This is a genomic window from Dehalogenimonas etheniformans (assembly GCF_014672715.2).
GTDB lineage: Bacteria > Chloroflexota > Dehalococcoidia > Dehalococcoidales > Dehalococcoidaceae > Dehalogenimonas > Dehalogenimonas etheniformans.
Genome location: NZ_CP058566.2, coordinates 1,902,591 through 1,920,100 on the forward strand (window position 1 = coordinate 1,902,591; position 17,510 = coordinate 1,920,100).

The 17,510-nt window shown below is 53.7% G+C and carries 17 protein-coding genes; 12 read left to right on the forward strand and 5 right to left on the reverse strand.

Annotated features, from left to right (window positions below):
- Nucleotides 1-7: 7 nt before the first annotated feature.
- From hypF to tilS, 9 genes are all read left to right on the forward strand, one after another.
- The gene (gene hypF, locus HX448_RS09570) at nucleotides 8-2,308 is read left to right on the forward strand and encodes a carbamoyltransferase HypF (protein ID WP_102330982.1); all 2,301 of its coding nucleotides are present in this window, start codon (nucleotides 8-10) and stop codon (nucleotides 2,306-2,308) included.
- 18 nt (nucleotides 2,309-2,326) lie between these two features.
- On the forward strand, nucleotides 2,327-2,554 hold the full coding sequence (locus tag HX448_RS09575; RefSeq protein WP_102330983.1) for a HypC/HybG/HupF family hydrogenase formation chaperone: 228 nt from the start codon (nucleotides 2,327-2,329) through the stop codon (nucleotides 2,552-2,554).
- Nucleotides 2,551-3,642 carry a hydrogenase formation protein HypD gene (gene hypD / locus HX448_RS09580; protein ID WP_102330984.1) on the forward strand — a complete coding sequence of 364 codons (1,092 nt, stop codon included), beginning with the start codon at nucleotides 2,551-2,553 and terminating at the stop codon, nucleotides 3,640-3,642. Before HX448_RS09575 ends, hypD begins: the two co-directional genes overlap by 4 nt.
- A 23-nt stretch (nucleotides 3,643-3,665) precedes the next feature.
- Nucleotides 3,666-4,679, forward strand: a complete 1,014-nt coding sequence (hypE, locus tag HX448_RS09585; RefSeq protein WP_102330985.1) for a hydrogenase expression/formation protein HypE — start codon at nucleotides 3,666-3,668, stop codon at nucleotides 4,677-4,679.
- Nucleotides 4,680-4,793: 114 nt separating this feature from the next.
- The gene (locus HX448_RS09590) at nucleotides 4,794-6,119 is read left to right on the forward strand and encodes an HlyC/CorC family transporter (protein WP_102330986.1); all 1,326 of its coding nucleotides are present in this window, start codon (nucleotides 4,794-4,796) and stop codon (nucleotides 6,117-6,119) included.
- Between the two features lie 19 nt (nucleotides 6,120-6,138).
- Complete coding sequence (locus tag HX448_RS09595) at nucleotides 6,139-6,780, forward strand: TIGR03936 family radical SAM-associated protein (RefSeq protein WP_102330987.1); 642 nt, start codon at nucleotides 6,139-6,141, stop codon at nucleotides 6,778-6,780.
- A gap of 10 nt (nucleotides 6,781-6,790) precedes the next feature.
- Nucleotides 6,791-7,936 (forward strand): M48 family metallopeptidase, encoded by a 1,146-nt coding sequence (locus HX448_RS09600; protein ID WP_102330988.1) that lies wholly within the window; start codon nucleotides 6,791-6,793, stop codon nucleotides 7,934-7,936.
- Nucleotides 7,933-8,559: a histidine phosphatase family protein gene (locus tag HX448_RS09605; RefSeq protein ID WP_102330989.1), complete on the forward strand. Its 627-nt coding sequence runs from the start codon at nucleotides 7,933-7,935 to the stop codon at nucleotides 8,557-8,559. Before HX448_RS09600 ends, HX448_RS09605 begins: the two co-directional genes overlap by 4 nt.
- Before the next feature lie 11 nt (nucleotides 8,560-8,570).
- A complete protein-coding gene (tilS, locus tag HX448_RS09610; RefSeq protein ID WP_102330990.1) occupies nucleotides 8,571-10,016 on the forward strand; it encodes a tRNA lysidine(34) synthetase TilS in 1,446 nt (481 codons plus the stop codon).
- On the opposite strand, the gene HX448_RS09615 is transcribed toward tilS, so the two are convergent.
- Both HX448_RS09615 and hgcC read right to left on the reverse strand, forming a co-directional pair.
- Nucleotides 10,000-10,827, reverse strand: coding sequence for an arsenite methyltransferase (locus HX448_RS09615; protein WP_102330991.1), 828 nt, complete (start codon nucleotides 10,825-10,827; stop codon nucleotides 10,000-10,002). The two genes, tilS and HX448_RS09615, sit on opposite strands and share 17 nt — an antisense overlap.
- Nucleotides 10,828-10,843: 16 nt before the next feature.
- Nucleotides 10,844-11,110 carry an HgcAB-associated protein HgcC gene (hgcC, locus tag HX448_RS09620; protein ID WP_102330992.1) on the reverse strand — a complete coding sequence of 89 codons (267 nt, stop codon included), beginning with the start codon at nucleotides 11,108-11,110 and terminating at the stop codon, nucleotides 10,844-10,846.
- 92 nt (nucleotides 11,111-11,202) lie between these two features.
- Between hgcC and HX448_RS09625 the strand changes: the two genes are divergently transcribed.
- Nucleotides 11,203-12,207 (forward strand): YdeI/OmpD-associated family protein, encoded by a 1,005-nt coding sequence (locus HX448_RS09625; protein WP_102330993.1) that lies wholly within the window; start codon nucleotides 11,203-11,205, stop codon nucleotides 12,205-12,207.
- Between the two features lies 1 nt (nucleotide 12,208).
- Nucleotides 12,209-12,637, forward strand: a complete 429-nt coding sequence (locus HX448_RS09630; protein WP_226846759.1) for a C-GCAxxG-C-C family protein — start codon at nucleotides 12,209-12,211, stop codon at nucleotides 12,635-12,637.
- A gap of 2 nt (nucleotides 12,638-12,639) precedes the next feature.
- Here the strand turns inward: HX448_RS09630 and HX448_RS09635 are convergent, their stop codons facing one another.
- From HX448_RS09635 to purM, 3 genes are all read right to left on the reverse strand, one after another.
- A complete protein-coding gene (locus HX448_RS09635; RefSeq protein ID WP_102330994.1) occupies nucleotides 12,640-13,665 on the reverse strand; it encodes a nicotinate phosphoribosyltransferase in 1,026 nt (341 codons plus the stop codon).
- Nucleotides 13,666-13,683: 18 nt separating this feature from the next.
- Nucleotides 13,684-15,219 carry a bifunctional phosphoribosylaminoimidazolecarboxamide formyltransferase/IMP cyclohydrolase gene (gene purH / locus HX448_RS09640; RefSeq protein ID WP_102330995.1) on the reverse strand — a complete coding sequence of 512 codons (1,536 nt, stop codon included), beginning with the start codon at nucleotides 15,217-15,219 and terminating at the stop codon, nucleotides 13,684-13,686.
- Between the two features lie 92 nt (nucleotides 15,220-15,311).
- Nucleotides 15,312-16,325, reverse strand: coding sequence for a phosphoribosylformylglycinamidine cyclo-ligase (gene purM, locus HX448_RS09645; protein WP_102330996.1), 1,014 nt, complete (start codon nucleotides 16,323-16,325; stop codon nucleotides 15,312-15,314).
- Between the two features lie 245 nt (nucleotides 16,326-16,570).
- Here purM and HX448_RS09650 point away from each other — a divergent pair, with 245 nt between their 5' ends.
- Nucleotides 16,571-17,506, forward strand: coding sequence for a DnaJ C-terminal domain-containing protein (locus HX448_RS09650; RefSeq protein WP_102330997.1), 936 nt, complete (start codon nucleotides 16,571-16,573; stop codon nucleotides 17,504-17,506).
- The last annotated feature ends 4 nt before the right edge of the window (nucleotides 17,507-17,510 follow it).

Here is a 17,510-nt window from a genome sequence, read left to right on the forward strand (position 1 = left end):
AGAGCCTGTGGCTGTGAATTTGGCTGTTGAACGCCTGGCAATCTCTGTCAAAGGAGTTGTTCAGGGTGTGGGTTTCAGACCGTTTGTGTACCAACTGGCACATTCTCACCATCTATCCGGTTGGGTAACCAATACCTCGGGCGAGGTACGAATTGAAGTCGAGGGTCCACGAACGAATGTGGATGCCTTTCTGCTCGAGATGGAGAAAAAAACTCCCCCTCAAGCCCATATCACCGGCGTTATGTCAACTAGACTCGAGCCGTGCGGGTACCAAGACTTCGAAATCAAGGAAAGCCTGGCCGAACCGGGAAAATACCAGCTGATCTCGCCGGACCTGGCAACTTGCCCCGAATGCCGGGCTGAGATATTCGATCCGGCCGACCGGCGATACCGCTATCCATTTACCAACTGCACAAATTGTGGCCCAAGGTTCACCATCATCGAAGACATCCCCTATGACCGACCGCTGACCACGATGAAAATTTTCCCGATGTGCCCCGACTGCCGAAAGGAATATGAAGACCCTTCGAACCGGAGGTTTCACGCCCAGCCTAACGCATGCCCTGTATGCGGACCACGGCTTCGATTGGTCGATTCTGCCGGGAGACAACTCGAAAGCCAGGACGTCATCGGTGATGCCGGAGAATACCTCAAAGAGGGCAAGATCATTGCCATCCGGGGGTTGGGAGGGTTCTTGCTGGCCTGCGACGCCACAAATGAATTGGCCGTCGCCGAACTCAGACAGCGGAAGCATCGTCCTGCCAAGCCATTAGCGGTGATGATGGAAGATATGGGTGAAGTAGAAACGAGGTGCGGCGTATCGCCCGATGAAAAAGACCTGCTGAATTCATCAGCGGGGGCTCCCATCGTTCTGCTGAAGATGAAAGATTGCACCGACATCGCGCCGTCCGTAGCCCCCGGTTTGAAATATTTGGGTGTGATGCTGCCTTACACCCCCCTTCACCACCTCCTGATGTCCGAAGTGAACCGGCCGCTGGTCATGACCTCCGGCAACATGTCCGAAGAACCCATCGCCAGGGACAACAAGGAGGCGCTTTCCCGCTTAGGTAACATCGCCGATTATTTCATTCTGCATAACCGGGATATCTTCTCCCGTTACGACGACAGCGTGACCATGTTCGAGGCTGGTTCCAAGAGGATGCTGCGGCGCGCCCGCGGTTTCGCTCCTTCTCCGGTTCGTTTAACTTCCCCAGCACCGCAGATGCTCGGCGTCGGCGCCCAGGAAAAGAACACCTTCTGCCTAACGCGTGACGATAACGCGTTCATTTCCCAGCATATCGGTGACATGGAGAACGAGGAAACCTTCGAACACTTCGAGAAAACGCTGGACCTCTACAAAACTATGTTCCGCGTTGAACCGCAACTCATCGCCTGCGATATGCACCCGGAATATTTCGCCACGAAGTGGGCTGAGGTCGAGGCCTCCCGGTCGGGATTACCTGTGATTAAAGTTCAGCATCACCATGCCCATGTCGCGTCCTGCCTAGCCGAGAATGGAATCGACGAAAAAGTTATCGGCGTTGCCCTGGATGGTACAGGTTTTGGTGCCGATGGTAAGATCTGGGGCGGTGAATTCCTCGTAGCCGATACAACGGATTACGAGCGGATGGCTCACCTTGAATACCTCCCACTCGCCGGCGGCGAGGCCGCCATAAAGAAGCCGTATCGCGTGACTGCGGGCTATCTCTACCGACTTTTTGATGACCAGGGGTTGACAATAGCAACCCGATGTCTACGGGATGTCGAGGGGGCAGAATTCGGATTAATCAAGCAATTAGTGGATCGCGGACTTAACTCACCGGTAACATCCAGCGCTGGGCGGCTATTCGACGCCGTTTCATCGCTGCTTGGAATATGCCGGGAAATTAAGTACGAAGCCCAGGCAGCGATAGAACTCGAGATGGCGGCTGAAGGGGTCGAAACTCGGGCTAGTTATCCGTTTAACCTTGAAACCGACAGCGGGCACAAAGTCATACGTCTGAGCCGCTTATTCGAAGGCCTCATCGCGGATATCGACGCGGGTATTCCGGTCCCGGAAATCGCCGCCAGGTTTCACAACGCAATTGTTGACATAATCATTAGGACATGTGACATTATTAGGAGCGAAAGGCGATTAACCAAGGTGGCTTTGTCCGGCGGTTGCTTCATGAACCGGCGACTGCTGAGGCTAAGCATCGAACGCCTCTCCGCCCGGGGATTCGAGGTTTATGCGCACCGGGAGGTGCCGACCAACGATGGCGGCATTTCACTTGGACAGGTTGCAGTGGCAAAACATTATGTCAAATAGATTATTGGGGGTTTTGTTATGTGCCTAGCGGTTCCGGCCAAGATAGTGAGGATCGATGACACGATAGCCGAGGTCGATATGGCGGGTACCACGGTGCGCGCCAGCCTGGTGATGGTGCCTGACGCCAAGCTTGGCGACTATGTTCTGCTCCACACCGGTTTTGCGATACAGGTCCTCGATGAGCATGAGGCGCTTGAGACTCTGGAGCTTTTCAAAGAAATGGAAATGATTCCGGAGACAACATGAAGTTTGCCACTGAATTCCGGGATTCGGCGCTTGCCAAAAAGCTCCTGGAAGATATCCGGCGCAAGTCTACCAAACCCGCCAATATAATGGAGTTTTGCGGCGGGCACACAGTAGCCATTTTCCGGTACGGTCTTCGCGATCTTTTGCCCAAGCATCTGAAATTGCTTTCGGGACCCGGTTGTCCGGTGTGTGTCACCTCGACCGCCGACCTGGACAGGGTCATGGCTTTGGCCAGGATGCCGGGGGTTATCATCACCACCTTCGGCGATCTGATTAAGGTGCCGGCGAGTTACGGCAGTCTGGACAGAGCCAGAGCCTCTGGTGCCGATGTCCGCACCGTCTACTCTACCCTTGACGCCTTGGACATCGCACGCAAAAACCCTGAAAAAAAGGTAGTCTTCGTCGGCATCGGTTTCGAGACCACAGCACCAACCATCGCCGCCGCAATCCTGCAGGCGGATTCCGAAAAACTCACGAATTTCCTGGTTTTATCCCTTCACAAAGTCACGCCTCCGGTGACCAAAGTGCTGCTGGATGCCGGGGAAGTAAAGATTCAGGGCATCATCGCTCCAGGGCATGTCTCGGCTATAATCGGAGCCGACGCTTGGAATTTCATCCCCGAGCGCTACGGGATCGCCTGTGCCGTTTCAGGGTTTGAACCCCTGGACATTCTGTATTGCGTAGACCTGATCATCGATCAGATCGAGGCCGGGAAACCAAAGGTGGAAACCGCCTACAGCCGCGCTGTGAAGAGTGAGGGCAATCCGGTCGCACTTGCAATGCTTGACCGGGTGTTTGCGCCCGCTGCGGCCAACTGGCGGGGCGTCGGCATCATTCCCGGAAGCGGGCTGGTCATAAGGCCGGAATTTTCAGCCCACGATGCCGAAAAAGTTATTGACATAAAGCTGGACAAACTGCCACGCGAACCGACTGGATGTCTTTGCGGCGAGGTCATCCGCGCCGTCAAAACCCCGGAGGAGTGCAAGCTGTTCCGCAAGGTCTGCACACCGGAGAACCCCATCGGCCCATGCATGGTTTCCAGTGAAGGTTCCTGCGCCGCCTACTACCATTTCGCCGAAGCAATCTAGCGCCCAACGAATTCGGAGGCATCTTGGAAAAATCCAAACAGGTACTGCTTGCTCACGGCTCCGGCGGCAAACTAAGCCAGGAACTGGTGCGCAACATGTTCATCGGCGAATTGGCCAACGAAGCCCTCTGCCGGATGGATGATTCCGCCTGTCTGGACCTTGGCGGCGGTCGGCTGGCGTTCACTACAGATAGCTATGTGGTCAGCCCGATCTTTTTTCCAGGCGGAGACATCGGGAAGCTGGCGGTTTGCGGCACGGTGAATGATTTATCCACCTCCGGAGCTGTACCCAAATATTTGAGCCTGGCCATGATCATTGAAGAAGGCTTGCCCTTTGAAGATCTGTCCAGGGTTGTCCAGAGCATTAAGGCAACCGCCGCCGAGGCTGGCGTCTGCATCGTTACCGGCGACACCAAGGTGGTTAATCGAGGCAAAGCCGACAAGTTATTTATAAATACCGCCGGGATCGGAGTCGTTCCGCCGGGAGTTAATATTTCCGGGAGCAACGCCCGGCTTGGTGATATAGTTATGTTAAGTGGAAGCATTGGGGACCACGGCATGGCCATCATGGCGCAGCGGGAGGGATTTACTTTCAAAGTGCCCGTTGAGAGCGATTGCGCTCCCCTAAACGGCCTTGTCGCCGGGATGTTGAAGGCATCCGGCAATATTCATGTGCTTCGAGATCCGACCCGTGGCGGACTGGCCAGTACTTTGAACGAAATAGCCGCCCAGTCAGGTGTGGGCATCGAAATCGATGAATCGAAGATTCCGGTGAAAGACGCCGTCCGCAGCGCCTGTGAACTGCTCGGCTTCGATCCACTGTATGTGGCCAATGAAGGTAAGATGATCGTTATCGCCACCCCCGGTGACGCCGAAAAGGTTCTGGCAGCCGTGCGGTCCAACCGGTATGGGGCTGATGCCGCCGTCATCGGTGAAGTCACGTCAGAACACAAAAACCGAGTCGTTTTAAGGACAGCCCTCGGCGCAAGACGCATCGTCGACATGCTTTCAGGCGAACTTTTACCACGGATCTGTTAGCCCCTGACATCCTATGGCCAATCCGGCCTGGACATGTCAAAGGTAGTGCAACCCCTCCCGGACTGTGTTATCATCAAGTTACGATGAATCCGAAAATTCTCCCCAGGTACAATCATGTCAACTGAGTCCATTTATCTGATACTTCTTTTAGCCTGTCTCCTTCTGTCGGCTTTTTTCTCGAGTTCTGAGACGGCATTTATCTCATTATCGAAATACCGTCTGCAAAACATGCTCGATGAAAAAGTAAGAGGCGCCGACCATGTCGCCAAATTGGTTGAGAAACCCGAGAGGCTGTTGTCGACGGTGCTGTTGGGCAACAATTTCGTTAACATCGCGGCTTCAGCTCTAGCAACCGTCCTGGCGATTTCAGTTTTCGGCGAGGAATATGGCGTCATTATAGCCACTATCGGTTCGACCGCGATCATTCTGATTTTCGGTGAAGTGACTCCCAAGACCGCGGCAACGCGACATCCCGATCGCATTGCGCTTACTTTTGCCAGGCCGATCGCCTTCTTGGCCTGGTTGTTCACACCCCTGGTCACCGCTCTCTCGTGGATCGCCTCAGGATTTATGAAAGTTTTCGGCGGGGGCGTAACCTATCACCGCTCTCTGTTCAACGAGGACGAAATACGCACCATGATCGACGTGGGCCACAAAGAAGGCGCTGTAGGGCCGGTTCAAGCCGAGATGCTTCAAGCTGTATTCGATTTTCGCGACCGTCCGGTCTCAGAAGTCCTGGTGCCGCGTCCGGAGGTCGTAGCTGTCGAAAAAGGGACAGCGCTGCAGAACTTTTTTGACATCTACCAGAAATCTCCGATGTCACGTTTTCCCGTGTTTGAAGAAAACATGGATAACGTTGTCGGTATTCTGTCGATAAAAGACGTCCTCATGGCGCAAGCCCGAGGGGAGATCAAAACCGAAGAACCCATCGACAGCCTGGTTCGGCCGGCTTATTTTGCCCCAGAATCTAAACCCATCGGCGCCCTTTTCAATGAGATGCGCGATAAAAATTTCCGGATGTGCATCGTCATCGACGAACACGGCGGCACCGCCGGCATCGTCTCGTTGTCCCGCCTGATGGAAGAAATAGTCGGTCCTGTCGGCGATGAACTTTCTAAGGTTGAAAAAGAATACGAGCCCATCAACGAGTTTACCTTCCAGGTCGACGGCGGTATGAGGGTTGCCGACGCCAATGAAGAACTCGATCTTGGTTTACCTGAGGATCCAAGCTATGAGACGGTTGCCGGTTTCATTATGAAACGTCTGGGCCAAATTCCACGCCAGGGACAGGTTCTTAAATACCAAAACCTTAAAATGGTAATCAGCGGGATGCGTGGGCGAAAGATCGAGGAGATTCTTATCACCAAAGAAAAACCTCCGGAAATCACCGGACCCGAAGCGCCCAAGCCGGAAACGGTTACCGGTATCAAAGCTAGCTGAGATTCTATTATTGCCTCCTATGAAACGTCTTCGTTTTCAGTTTAGCCGCGGGGAGAAACTCAAGTTCCTATCCCACCTGGATATGATGCGGCTTTGGCCGCGGCTTTTTCGACGCGCCGGGATCGATCTAGCCTATTCCGAGGGCTTCAACGCCCATCCCCGCCTGGCCGTAGCCGCCCCATTAGCCGTGGGTTGGACAGGGCAGGCAGAGCTCATGGAAGTCTGGCTCGACAGCCCTTTGCCCGCGGATTCAATACTAGCGTGCCTTGCACGGAAGCTGCCTGAAGACCTGACGCTTGGACAGGGGATGTTTGTAAACGACGAAGAATCCTCTCTGCAATCACAAGTACGTTTTGCTGAGTATAGGGTTTCGTTACCTCTTAACCGACCTTCTCCCGAGATCGAAAAATCTATAATTGACCTGCTTGGAATGTCTACCCTGGACTGGAGCCACCGCAGAGATGACGAGACCAAACATTACGACCTTAGGTCCCAGATCGAGAACATCTCGATTGAAAATGCCGGCGAAGAAACCGTTTCGATGGTGATGCTTCTCAAAAACGATCCATCAGGTTCCGGCCGTCCCGAGCAGGTCAGCCTGGCACTGGGATTCAAAGAACATCCCCTCAAGATCCATCGTACCCGTTTGGTGTTGGCTTAGGACCGAGCCGATGGCCGAATTGGACCCGGAACGGCAGAGACAAGCCAGCGAATACGCCAGAAAAAGACGTCGACTCGGGTTCGTCAACTTTGGATTAACGATCTTTCTCATCCTGGTTCTACTGCTGACGCCTTTTTCAAAAGAGATCGCGAGCCATTTACCCGGGGCTTCACCGGTCGCCGCGGCTCTCTACCTCGTGTTGTTGATGGTCGCGTATGATCTCCTGACGCTTCCGCTGTCCTATTTCTCGGGGTACAAGCTGCCGAGGGATTACGGACTGCTACACCAAACGGTGAACGGATGGTTAACGGACCATTTCAAGTCTCTGCTACTCGGGACAGCTTTCGGCGCAGGGGTGGTGGCTGTCTTGTTTTTCTTAATCGGGACCTCGCCCGGTTGGTGGTGGTTGATTGCCTGGGGCCTACTACTGATCGTGACCGTAGTTATGACCATTCTAGCCCCGATCGCGTTGATCCCGTTGTTCTACAAGATACGGCCGATCAGTGAAGGTGAACTAAAGGATCGGCTGATTGCAGTGGCAATAAGCGCTGGAGTAAAAATATCGGGGATATACATAATCGAATTTTCTGAAAAGACGACCCTCGCCAATGCCGCTGTAATGGGTTTGGGCCGCACCAAGAGGATCGTGATATCGGACACGCTGGTCAACGCCTATACCCAGGAAGAGATGGATGTCGTCATGGCTCATGAACTGGGGCATCAGCGGCACCATGACGTGTGGCGCCTGTTCGGTTGTCAATCTGTGATTTATCTAGGGGTGTTTTGGCTGGCTTCTTGGCTCTTTGCCGTACTGGTGAACCAAATGGATTATGTAAACCAGACCGATCCGGCCGCTTTGCCTCTACTGCTTTTTTGCATCACCGTTGCCGGCGCGCCCAGTGTGCCGCTTTTAAGCTGGTTCAGCCGAAGAATTGAAGCCGGAGCGGACGCTTTCGCCCTTCATTCGAGCGGTAAACCTGACGTTTTTATCTCCGCGATGACGAAACTGACCGATCAGAACCTGGGTGAAGCCAGATCCTCAAATTTTCTCGAACGGCTGGGACAGGATCATCCAAGTTATGTTGATCGTGTTAAAATGGCGGAGAGATTTAACACGAGAAGCCGGCCAGATAATGGCCAGTCTGGACAAACATGACTCGGATTTTCATCGCCCGGCACGCAGAAACCGAATGGAACCGTATCCGGCGCATCCAGGGTGGAGGTTCTGATACTCCGCTTAACGAGACTGGCCTGAGGCAGGTTAAATGCCTGGCGGGGCGCCTGGCTACTGAAAAGTTGGAAACCATCGTATCCAGTCCTCTCGGTCGGGCAAGGGTCACCGCAGAGGCCATCGCCACCGAGCATGGACACATGCCGGTAGAACTGGAACCTGACCTGAGAGAGATTGATGCCGGCGAACTCGAAGGCAAGGCAGTCGCTGAGGTTGGTGGCGGGTTGGGCTTATTGCTAACCGCCGTGACCGAAAATGGACTGCCTAGATTGCCGGGTGGAGAATCGCTTGCCGATGTAAGGGAGCGAGCCTGGCGGGTCGTGCAGACGCTGACCAACAGGTTTCCGGATGGTGAAGTCTTAATCGTTACCCATTATTTCGTGGTGTTATCTTTGATCTGCCGGGTTTTAGGATTGGAGGAGTCCAGTATAAGAAAATTCCGGCTAAATACGGGAAGTCTTTCGGTCGTTGAAGTTGATCAAAACGGCAACGCCAAGCTTGTGGTTTTTAACGAATCCTGTTTTCAGGTAGACAGTCACCCCTGGTAAAAACTTACGGCATGAACAAAACGGAAAATAAAGTCCTGGCATTCATTAAGGCTAACCATCTAGTGTCCAGGGGTAGTGAGGTGATTGTCGCCGTTTCCGGCGGCGCCGATTCGGTCGGTTTGCTTCATATATTACATAATATCAGTTCCGAGCTCGATATCAGCCTGCATGTTGCCCATCTTGATCACATGTTGCGAGGCGAACCCTCAAGGCAGGACGCTGAATTTGTCAAAAAACTGGCTGATCGGCTGTGTCTCCCAGCCACCCTCGGATTAGAGGATGTGTCCGCTTACCGACAGCAGCATCGCCTTACCCTCGAAGAAGCCGCGAGAGAGGTACGCTACAAGTTTCTCGAGGAGGTGGTCAAGGCGACCGGGGCGACCTGTGCTGCGGTAGCTCACACCATGAATGACCACGTGGAGACCGTCCTCCTGCACCTGTTAAGGGGAAGCGGTCTAACGGGTTTGGCGGGGCTACAAGCGAAAAGCGTTCTTCGCTACAAACGCGTGGGCCCCCTCACCCTGATCCGCCCGTTGTTGTGCCTAAATCGAGGTGACATCGAAGAATATTGTCGCGACTCTAATATCGAATTTCGAAATGATGCCTCCAATGAATCATTGTCGTTCACCCGCAACCGTATTCGCCGAAAGCTGTTGCCGAGCCTTCGCCAAGATTTCAATCCAAGCATAGATGAAGCGTTGGATCGGTTGTCAAAATTAGCCGTTGAAGAAGTTGATTTTAAAAACCGTGAGGCTGCTAAAGCTTCTGAATCGATAATACGTACTGAAGGGCCGCTGGTAAAAATCGACAGGAAGGGCTACTTAGGGCTTCACCCCGCGCTAAAGCGCGCCCTGCTGCGGCAGGCGCTCGTTTCGGTCCTGGGGAGCCCTAAAGACATTGAGGCAGTCCATATCGAAAAGATGGTCGATCTCGCCGAGGGTGAAACCGGCCGGAGCGTTAACTTGCCGGACGGGATAAATTTTATCTCAAGCTACTCCGAACTGGTTCTCGGACGTGACGTTTCGGCGGACATCCCTCTACCCGAAATAACTGGAACATATGCCATAAACGTACCAGGCGTGACCGAAATGCCAGGGTGGAATATCACGGCATCGGTTATCGAATATGGCCCTGATTTAATCACTGGCAAGGAAAATGACGGTTTTTCTCAGTTATTTGATTTCGATGCCGTTGGTTCAGAACTTAAGGTCAGGACGCGTAAGCCCGGCGACCGCTTTATCCCCCTTGGCGAAGTCGCCGAAAAATCGGTTAAGGACTATTTCATCGATGCCAAAGTACCCAGGCTCTGGCGGCCCCGGGTACCGGTGGTTGTCAACCATGGTCAGATCGTATGGTTGGCAGGATACCGGCTCGACGATCGGGCGAAGGTTACACCGGCAACGAAAAACGTTTTAAAGCTGGTGTTCAGGCCACAATCTACTATTTTGCCGGTTTGACCGCCTGAACCTTAACGCTCACGATTGTCTCGGAGATGTGCTGGATCATTCCCTCGGTTATACCCAAGGCTTCCGCGTCTTTCATAAGTTCCGGCGCCATATCGATGAAATCGAGGTCGAAGATATTTTCTCCCACCACTTCGATATCATCGAATCCGGCTCGTTTTATGGCACCCAGATACTCTTCCTTGAGGTTAGCCCCGGAGACGCAGGCGGTGTAAGCCGCCACGGAGTCTCGGACATAATCCGGTAACGGCTCCAGGAGGACGATGTCGGATACGGCTATGCGGCCGCCCGGTTTAAGGACGCGGAAAGCCTCTTCGAACACCTTCGGTTTGTCAGTCGATAGATTGATCACGCAGTTGGATATGATCGTGTCGATCGTGTTCGATTCCACCGGGAGATTTTCAATTTCACCCTGACGAAATTCAACATTCGTGATATTGCCTTTTTTAGCGTTATCCCTAGCTCGCTCCAGCATGTCGGGGGTCATGTCCACGCCGATGACTTTGCCGGTGGGGCCGACTTTCCTCGATGCCAGGAAGGCGTCGAAGCCGGCACCAGAACCGAGGTCAACGACAGTTTCCCCCGGTTTGAGGGCGGCGATGGCAGTAGGATTACCGCAGCCCAGGCCGAGGTTAGCGCCCTCCGGTACTGCTGCCAGTTCATCTTCCGAGTAGCCGACCACCTTGGCGATGGTATCCACGGGCACCGGGCCGCAACATGTGGAGCCGCAGCCACACCCGCCACCGCTGCGGGCGATGCCGCCATAGCGTTCCTTGACATAACTCTTGATTTCGGTGTCTTTCATCGTGTTATCCTTTCGCTCAAATTTCTTTGATCAATGGTCCGAGTAGGTCGCGCGCGCTCTTGGCCAAGTTTTCCGCCTTGGTCATCACAAGGCAACAGGGCTTTCCACCGCGAGACAGGGTGACCAAAGCCAGTTTGTCCCCGGCGGCGATCCCCATGCCATCACGGATTTCCTTGGGTAGTACCACCTGACCGCGGGCATCTACTGATACCACCGCCTCGACGCGGCAGCATTCAGTTGTTTCGCAACACGCGCCTTGTTGGGACTTTGAATTTTCGGGCATATACCCTCCGCAAAAGCAGATATATCAGTATAATCAGAATATACTGATATGTCAAGGTGGAAAGGGACTGCATATTATCGGATAATGTGGCCATGGTCAGCCAAGTCGGACTGCTCGTGTTCAACGATGCCGGTGAATGGCATGCCTGGTTAGCTGACAACCATGACAAAGCTAAGGATGCCTGGGTGGTCCACTATAAAAAGAACAGTAAAACACCGGGATTGCGTTATGACGAGGCTCTGGAACAGGCTATTGCCTTTGGCTGGATTGATGGCAAGCTCAAGAGCCTCGATGACAATAGGTTCATGCTTCGTTACAGCCCCAGAAAGATGAACAGCGTGTGGTCGAAACGAAATAAGGTGATCGCTGAGAGATTGATAGCCACCGGGAAGATGGAAATCCCGGGGAAGGCCTCTGTTGAAAATGCCAAGTCTAATGGTAAGTGGGATGCCGCGTATTCTGACGATGCGCCAATCGAGCTTCCCGAAGACTTTCATCGAGCTCTATCTTCGGACAGAACCGCCAGCGAAAACTTCGAACGGTTTTCGGTCAGTTCTCGGAATATGTATGTTCGGTGGATCGAAAACGCAAAAACTGCCGCCACACGCCGCGCCAGGATTATGTCTGGCGTGGAAAGATCTCGCCAAAATCTTAAACTTGCAAGCGACGATGAGTTCATGACCGATATGGCGGGCGCCAAGGCGAACTCAGTCAACCAAAGTCCCGAAGCGCTTTTTCAAGGTCGCCCGGTTTCATTGATGCTATTTGAAACAGTGCGCAGTTATATTGAATCCCTCGGACGGGTAACCGTCGAGTGTCTGAAAACGCAGGTATCCCTCGGTTCGAAGGGAAAATTCGCCTGGATCTGGCTGCCGCAGATGTGGATCAAAAAACAGCCCGAGAATAGCATTGTATTAACCATAGGTATTGATCATAGGATCGAAAGTCCGAAGATAAAGGAAAGTGTCCAGCCTTATCCCGGTCGCTGGATTCACCACATTGTCATCGGCAAAGAATCAGACTTCGACGAAGAAATGAAAAAGTGGCTAAAATCAGCTTATGAGTTTGCACAAAAGCAAGACATTCTGGAGGCGTGAATTGACTCGTTCTGAAGAAGCCCGAATGAATATGGTCGAATCTAAAATGAACTGCGCTCAATCGGTTTTGACTGCTTTCTGTGAAGAGCTTGAACTGGACAAAGCGACAGCTTTGAAGTTGTCCAGGGGATTCGGCGGAGGGATGGGGCGAACCGGAAAAACGTGCGGCGCGGTAACCGGTGCTTTCATGGTCATTGGACTCTCGGAATCAAAGACAGCCCGTGAGGGGGTTGAGGCCGTTTACGCCTGGATCCAGGAATTCACAAGGCGGTTTAATGGGCGATACGGCTCAACCGAATGCACCGAACTGATTGGCTGTGACCTTAGTAATGCTGAGGGTTTATCTAGGGCGAGGGGTGAAGGTGTATTCACAAAAATCTGCCCGGATATTGTCAAAAGCGCCGTGGAAATACTGGAACAAATCAGATAAGGCTACAGAACGCGTTTTAGCCGGGGATTAGCGGTTAATCCAGGTATCCTGCCTCGTTTGGCGATCGGTTTTCCGTCAATCTCGTGAAGATCGGCGGTGTAATCGATAGGTTTGGCTCCGGAAATGTAGCTGCCGATACCGAAACCGGTTACCGGCGCGCCCCGGTCGATAAAATACTTGATGCGCTCCGGCGTTATGCCTCCGCTTACAAAAACACCCACACCGGGATGTCCAGCCTGGTCAAGCCGGGCACGGACCTCTTTGACTAGCTCAGCGGTTACCCTGCCGCGTTCAACCGGGGTATCCAAACGGACTGCTTTTAACTTTTCTCCCAGCGCATCCGCCACCCGCAGACTCTCTTCTGCCTCGTCTTTGAAGGTGTCCACCAGTGATACTCTGGCTACTGATGGATCAATATATTTATCGAAGGCCAGGGTCGCTTTCACGGTGTCGCCCATGACGATGATGAGGGCGTGCGGCATAGTGCCTGAAGGTTCGATATCGGCCAAACGAGCGCCTTCAACGCTGGAGCAACCGGAGCAGCCGCCGACAAAAGCGGCGTAGTCCATTCGTCCGGAGACAAAGGGGTGGACATGCCGTGCCCCGAAACTGATGCAGGGAATGTCGCCCGCGGCTTGAAGGCATTCGCGTGCAGCGGTAGCCCAACCTGTGCCCGAAGCCAGAAAACCGAGGATCGCTGTTTCATAAAGGCCGAAGCTCTGATAAGGAGCCTTGGTTCGCAAGGCGACTTCTTTGGATGCGACAGTGTCGCCGTCAGACAGCGCCCAGACTTCCCGATTGTCTTTTGGCAAAACCCGTTCCAATAGCGCGAGGGTTTCATCGAGCCCGCAAATGATCCCGGATCCGTTGGGGAATGCTTCCATGACGGCTACCGGGTTCAGGCGCTCCTTTTTAAGGATCTCAATAGTCCTGTGAAAGTAAACGTCGGCCGAATCGCCGAGGATTACTGACTCAGGCGTCCTGAACTTGGCCAGGCGATCATTGATATTCTGAGAGTCTTCGATCATAGTTTCGAATTTCGATATTTAGTGCAAGAAATGCCGGACGCCCGTGAAAACCATGGCGATGCCGTTCTCGTCTGCTGCCTGGATCGAAGCATCATCCCTAATAGAACCGCCGGGCTGGATAATGGCGGCGACACCCGCGGCCGCGGCTTGCAACACACTGTCGTTGAAGGGGAACATGGCGTCGGAGGCGAGGACGCTGCCCTTCGATTTTTCACCCGCCCGTTTGACCGCGATGTCCACGCTGGTAACCCGGTTGGGTTGGCCGGCGCCCATGCCCAGCAATGTCCTGTCTTTGACCAGGGCTATGGCGTTGGACTTGATGTGCTTGACCGCCCGGAAGGCGAATAACATGTCGGCGATTTGAGCTTCCGTCGGCTCTTTTTTGGTCACCGTCTTAAGCGTTAAAGCCGAATTTGGCATGATGTCGGTCCGTTGCACCAGCAGTCCGCCTTTGACCCGTCGGTAATCCAACGGCGGCTGGGCTTCGGGCACGGGCAATTTGGCTTTCAGGATACGCAGATCCTTCCTCTTTTTGAGAATCTCGAGGGCGGCATCTTCGTAATCGGGTGCGATAGAGATCTCGTAGAATGTGCCTCTCATGGCCTCAGCCATTCCGGCGGTGAGCGTATGATTGACGGCCACGATACCGCCGTAAGCAGAAACAGGGTCACCTTCAAAAGCTTTTTTGTAGACCTCGACGAGATCATCGCCGCTGGCAAGGCCGCACGGATTAGTGTGCTTGATTATGGCGACCGTAGGATCTGGAAAATCGGTCGCCGTGGACCATGCGGCGTCGGCATCAAGGATGTTATTGAATGAGAGTTCTTTGCCCCAGAACTGCTCCGCCCAGGTGATACCGGTGTTCTGTCCGGCGCCGACGCGTTGTTCCGCGTAAAAAGCGGCGGGCTGGTGCGGATTCTCGCCGTAGCGCAGGCCGTAGCGTTTCTTGAGGGCGATTGTCATGTTATCCGGGAAGCCTTCGTTACCTTGCCACAGGTATTGGGCGATGGCGGTATCGTACATTGCGGTGTGCTGGAAGGCTTTTTGTGCCAGGCGTTTGCGTTCATCGAGTGACAGGCCGGAGCCTTTGAGTTTTTCGATGACCATCGCATAGTCCGCTGGGTCGGTCACAATGATCACGCCCGGGAAGTTTTTGGCCGAAGCGCGGATCATGGCGGGCCCGCCGATGTCGATGTTCTCCAGGGCGGTTTCGAGGGTAACATTACCCTTTGACACGGTTTGGACAAATGGGTAGAGGTTGACCACCACCATGTCTATGGGCGTGATTCCGTTTTGGGCTAGTTGGGTCATGTGGTCTTCCTTGTCCCTCCTGGCCAGGATGCCGCCGTGAACCATGGGATGGAGGGTCTTAACCCGGCCGTCGAGGATCTCGGGAAAGCCGGTAATATCGGAAATCGAATGGACGGGAACACCGGCTTCAGAGAGCGACTTTTTGGTGCCGCCGGTCGAAAATATCTCCCAGCCCAGCTTGGTGAGATCAGCGGCGAAGGATTCTAATCCGGTTTTATCGGAGACACTGAGGATGGCCCGCATGGTTCCCTCCTGCAATTTTGGTGTTCACGGACGAGTTTGCCTCATCCAATTGATAATTTCAGTGTTGGCGAGAAAAGTTACTCGACATAATGTTATTCGATGATGACGCGGCCTTTGCCGGTATCAGCAACTACTTCGCCGACGATTCTGGCATCGGGCATTGCATTCAACAGCGCAGGGACTTTGGCTTGATCGGCAAAAATCACCATCCCGATCCCCATGTTGAAAACCCGGTACATCTCTGCGTCGGCCACATTACCCATTTCCTGGATGAGTTCAAAAATGGGCAGGACATCCCAGGAGCCTTTTTTAATGCGTGCTGAAGTGCCCACCGGCAGGGTGCGAGGGATGTTATCGGTGAATCCGCCACCGGTGATGTGCGCCAGGCCTTTTATCTCGGACAGAACTGGTTTGAGATCTCCGAGATAAGAGCGATGTGGAGCAAGGAGGGCTTCGCCGACGCTTTCGTCCAGGGGAGGATAGCGAATGACCATGGCGGACGAACTCTCCCCGAGGACCCTCCGGGCAAGAGAATAGCCGTTGGTATGGAGTCCGGTCGACGGAAGTCCGAGGATGGCGTCGCCGGGGTTTATCGATTGTCCGTTCAGGATATTGTCTTTTTCAACGATACCGACGATGAAGCCGGCGAGGTCGTAGTCATTGCCATGATATAATCCGGGCATCTCGGCTGTTTCGCCGCCGATCAATGCGCATCCCACCTGTTGACACGCCGTGGACAATCCTTTGACAATATCGGCAACAAGGACGGGGTCGAGCTTGCCCATGGCAATATAGTCAAGGAAGAACAGCGGTGTGGCGCCGCAGGTAAGAATGTCGTTGACGCTGTGATTGACAATGTCGATACCAACGGTATCATGTTTGCCCATCGCCGACGCGATGCGGAGCTTGGTGCCGACGCCATCGCAACTTGAGACTAATACCGGTTTACTATAACCGGTCGGAATCTCGAACATCCCGCCGAAGAATCCCGGGCCTGCCAGGACGTTTGAGTTGAAGGTCGCTTTTGCAAGCTTTTTGATCTGTTCCTTGGCGATCGCGGCCGAATCGATAGAAACGCCGGCAGCGGCGTACGAGTCCTGTCTGATGGGATTCTCCTTGGAGTTGATGCAGAAATGATAGCATCTGCTGCTGGTTGACGCAATCGGTAATCCGCGATAACCGCGATATCGATTTCTTTTTTGAACTCGGGAACTGGCGGCTTACAATATGAGTGAAGTTGAACCGACGATCAACAAAGTTAATACCAGAATGTCAAGAAAACTTACAGCAACTCGACAGAAAACCTTAGCCGCTGATATAATGAACTATCTTGTATTTACAAGAGGACGATATGGCCGCTAAGGATTACTACGCTACCCTTGGGGTGAGCCGCACCGCTACCGAAGACGAGATCAAAAAAGCCTTCCGCAAACTGGCTCGGAAGTATCATCCGGACGTGAACCCGGGAGACAAAGCTGCTGAAGCTAAGTTCAAAGAAATTAATGAAGCCCATGAGGTTCTTTCGGACAAGGACAAACGCGCCAAATATGACAAATACGGGGAGAACTGGCAGCACGCCGAAGCGTATGAGAAGGCTGGTGCCGGATTCCGGCAATACAGTGGCGGCGGCACGCCGTTCGAAGGGTTTGATTTCCAGCAGGGAGGCGGCTCTTTTGGCGGCTCGTATGGCGGGGAAGACGTCGGCGATTTATTTGACCAGATACTGAGGGGTGGTGGTAGACGCCGGCCGCACCGGGGTCAAGATGTCGATTACGAGGTCGAGGTTTCTCTTGAAGAGGCTTATCACGGCACCAATCGCATGCTGACTATGCAAGGGGCTAAGCCCGAAAAACTTGAAGTCAAAATTCCAGCCGGGGTGAATACCGGTTCCAGGGTAAGACTCGCCAGCAAGGGCGGCGAGGGCGTTGCCGGCGGTCCCCGCGGCGACCTGTACCTTGTAGTCAAGGTCCTGCCCAACACCCGCTTTGAACGAAAAGACGATGACCTTTATACCACCGTAGACGTGCCGTTGACGGTAGCCGTCCTGGGCGGCGAGGTTCATGTGCCGACGATCAAGGGCAGCAGGCTGGCGCTTAAGATCCCGGCAGAAACCCAAAATGGCAAGACTTTCAAATTGACCGGCCAGGGGATGCCCCATTTAGGTAAGAACGGCAATGGCGACCTTATCGCTAAGATAAACGTGACGTTACCGACCAAATTGAATGAAAAAGAAAAAGAACTATTCGCTGAGCTGGCCAAGATCCGGCCTGCCGGACATGCCAGTTAGAAAC

Bases quoted from the DNA above. Each gene is read 5' to 3' on its own strand.
- HX448_RS09575 (WP_102330983.1), top strand. From the start codon at position 2,327: ATGTGCCTAGCGGTTCCGGCCAAGATAGTGAGGATCGATGACACGATA.
- hypD (WP_102330984.1), top strand. From the start codon at position 2,551: ATGAAGTTTGCCACTGAATTCCGGGATTCGGCGCTTGCCAAAAAGCTC.
- HX448_RS09590 (WP_102330986.1), top strand. From the start codon at position 4,794: ATGTCAACTGAGTCCATTTATCTGATACTTCTTTTAGCCTGTCTCCTT.
- HX448_RS09595 (WP_102330987.1), top strand. From the start codon at position 6,139: ATGAAACGTCTTCGTTTTCAGTTTAGCCGCGGGGAGAAACTCAAGTTC.
- HX448_RS09600 (WP_102330988.1), top strand. From the start codon at position 6,791: ATGGCCGAATTGGACCCGGAACGGCAGAGACAAGCCAGCGAATACGCC.
- HX448_RS09605 (WP_102330989.1), top strand. From the start codon at position 7,933: ATGACTCGGATTTTCATCGCCCGGCACGCAGAAACCGAATGGAACCGT.
- tilS (WP_102330990.1), top strand. From the start codon at position 8,571: ATGAACAAAACGGAAAATAAAGTCCTGGCATTCATTAAGGCTAACCAT.
- HX448_RS09615 (WP_102330991.1), bottom strand. From the start codon at position 10,827: ATGAAAGACACCGAAATCAAGAGTTATGTCAAGGAACGCTATGGCGGC.
- hgcC (WP_102330992.1), bottom strand. From the start codon at position 11,110: ATGCCCGAAAATTCAAAGTCCCAACAAGGCGCGTGTTGCGAAACAACT.
- HX448_RS09625 (WP_102330993.1), top strand. From the start codon at position 11,203: ATGGTCAGCCAAGTCGGACTGCTCGTGTTCAACGATGCCGGTGAATGG.
- HX448_RS09635 (WP_102330994.1), bottom strand. From the start codon at position 13,665: ATGATCGAAGACTCTCAGAATATCAATGATCGCCTGGCCAAGTTCAGG.
- purH (WP_102330995.1), bottom strand. From the start codon at position 15,219: ATGCGGGCCATCCTCAGTGTCTCCGATAAAACCGGATTAGAATCCTTC.
- HX448_RS09650 (WP_102330997.1), top strand. From the start codon at position 16,571: ATGGCCGCTAAGGATTACTACGCTACCCTTGGGGTGAGCCGCACCGCT.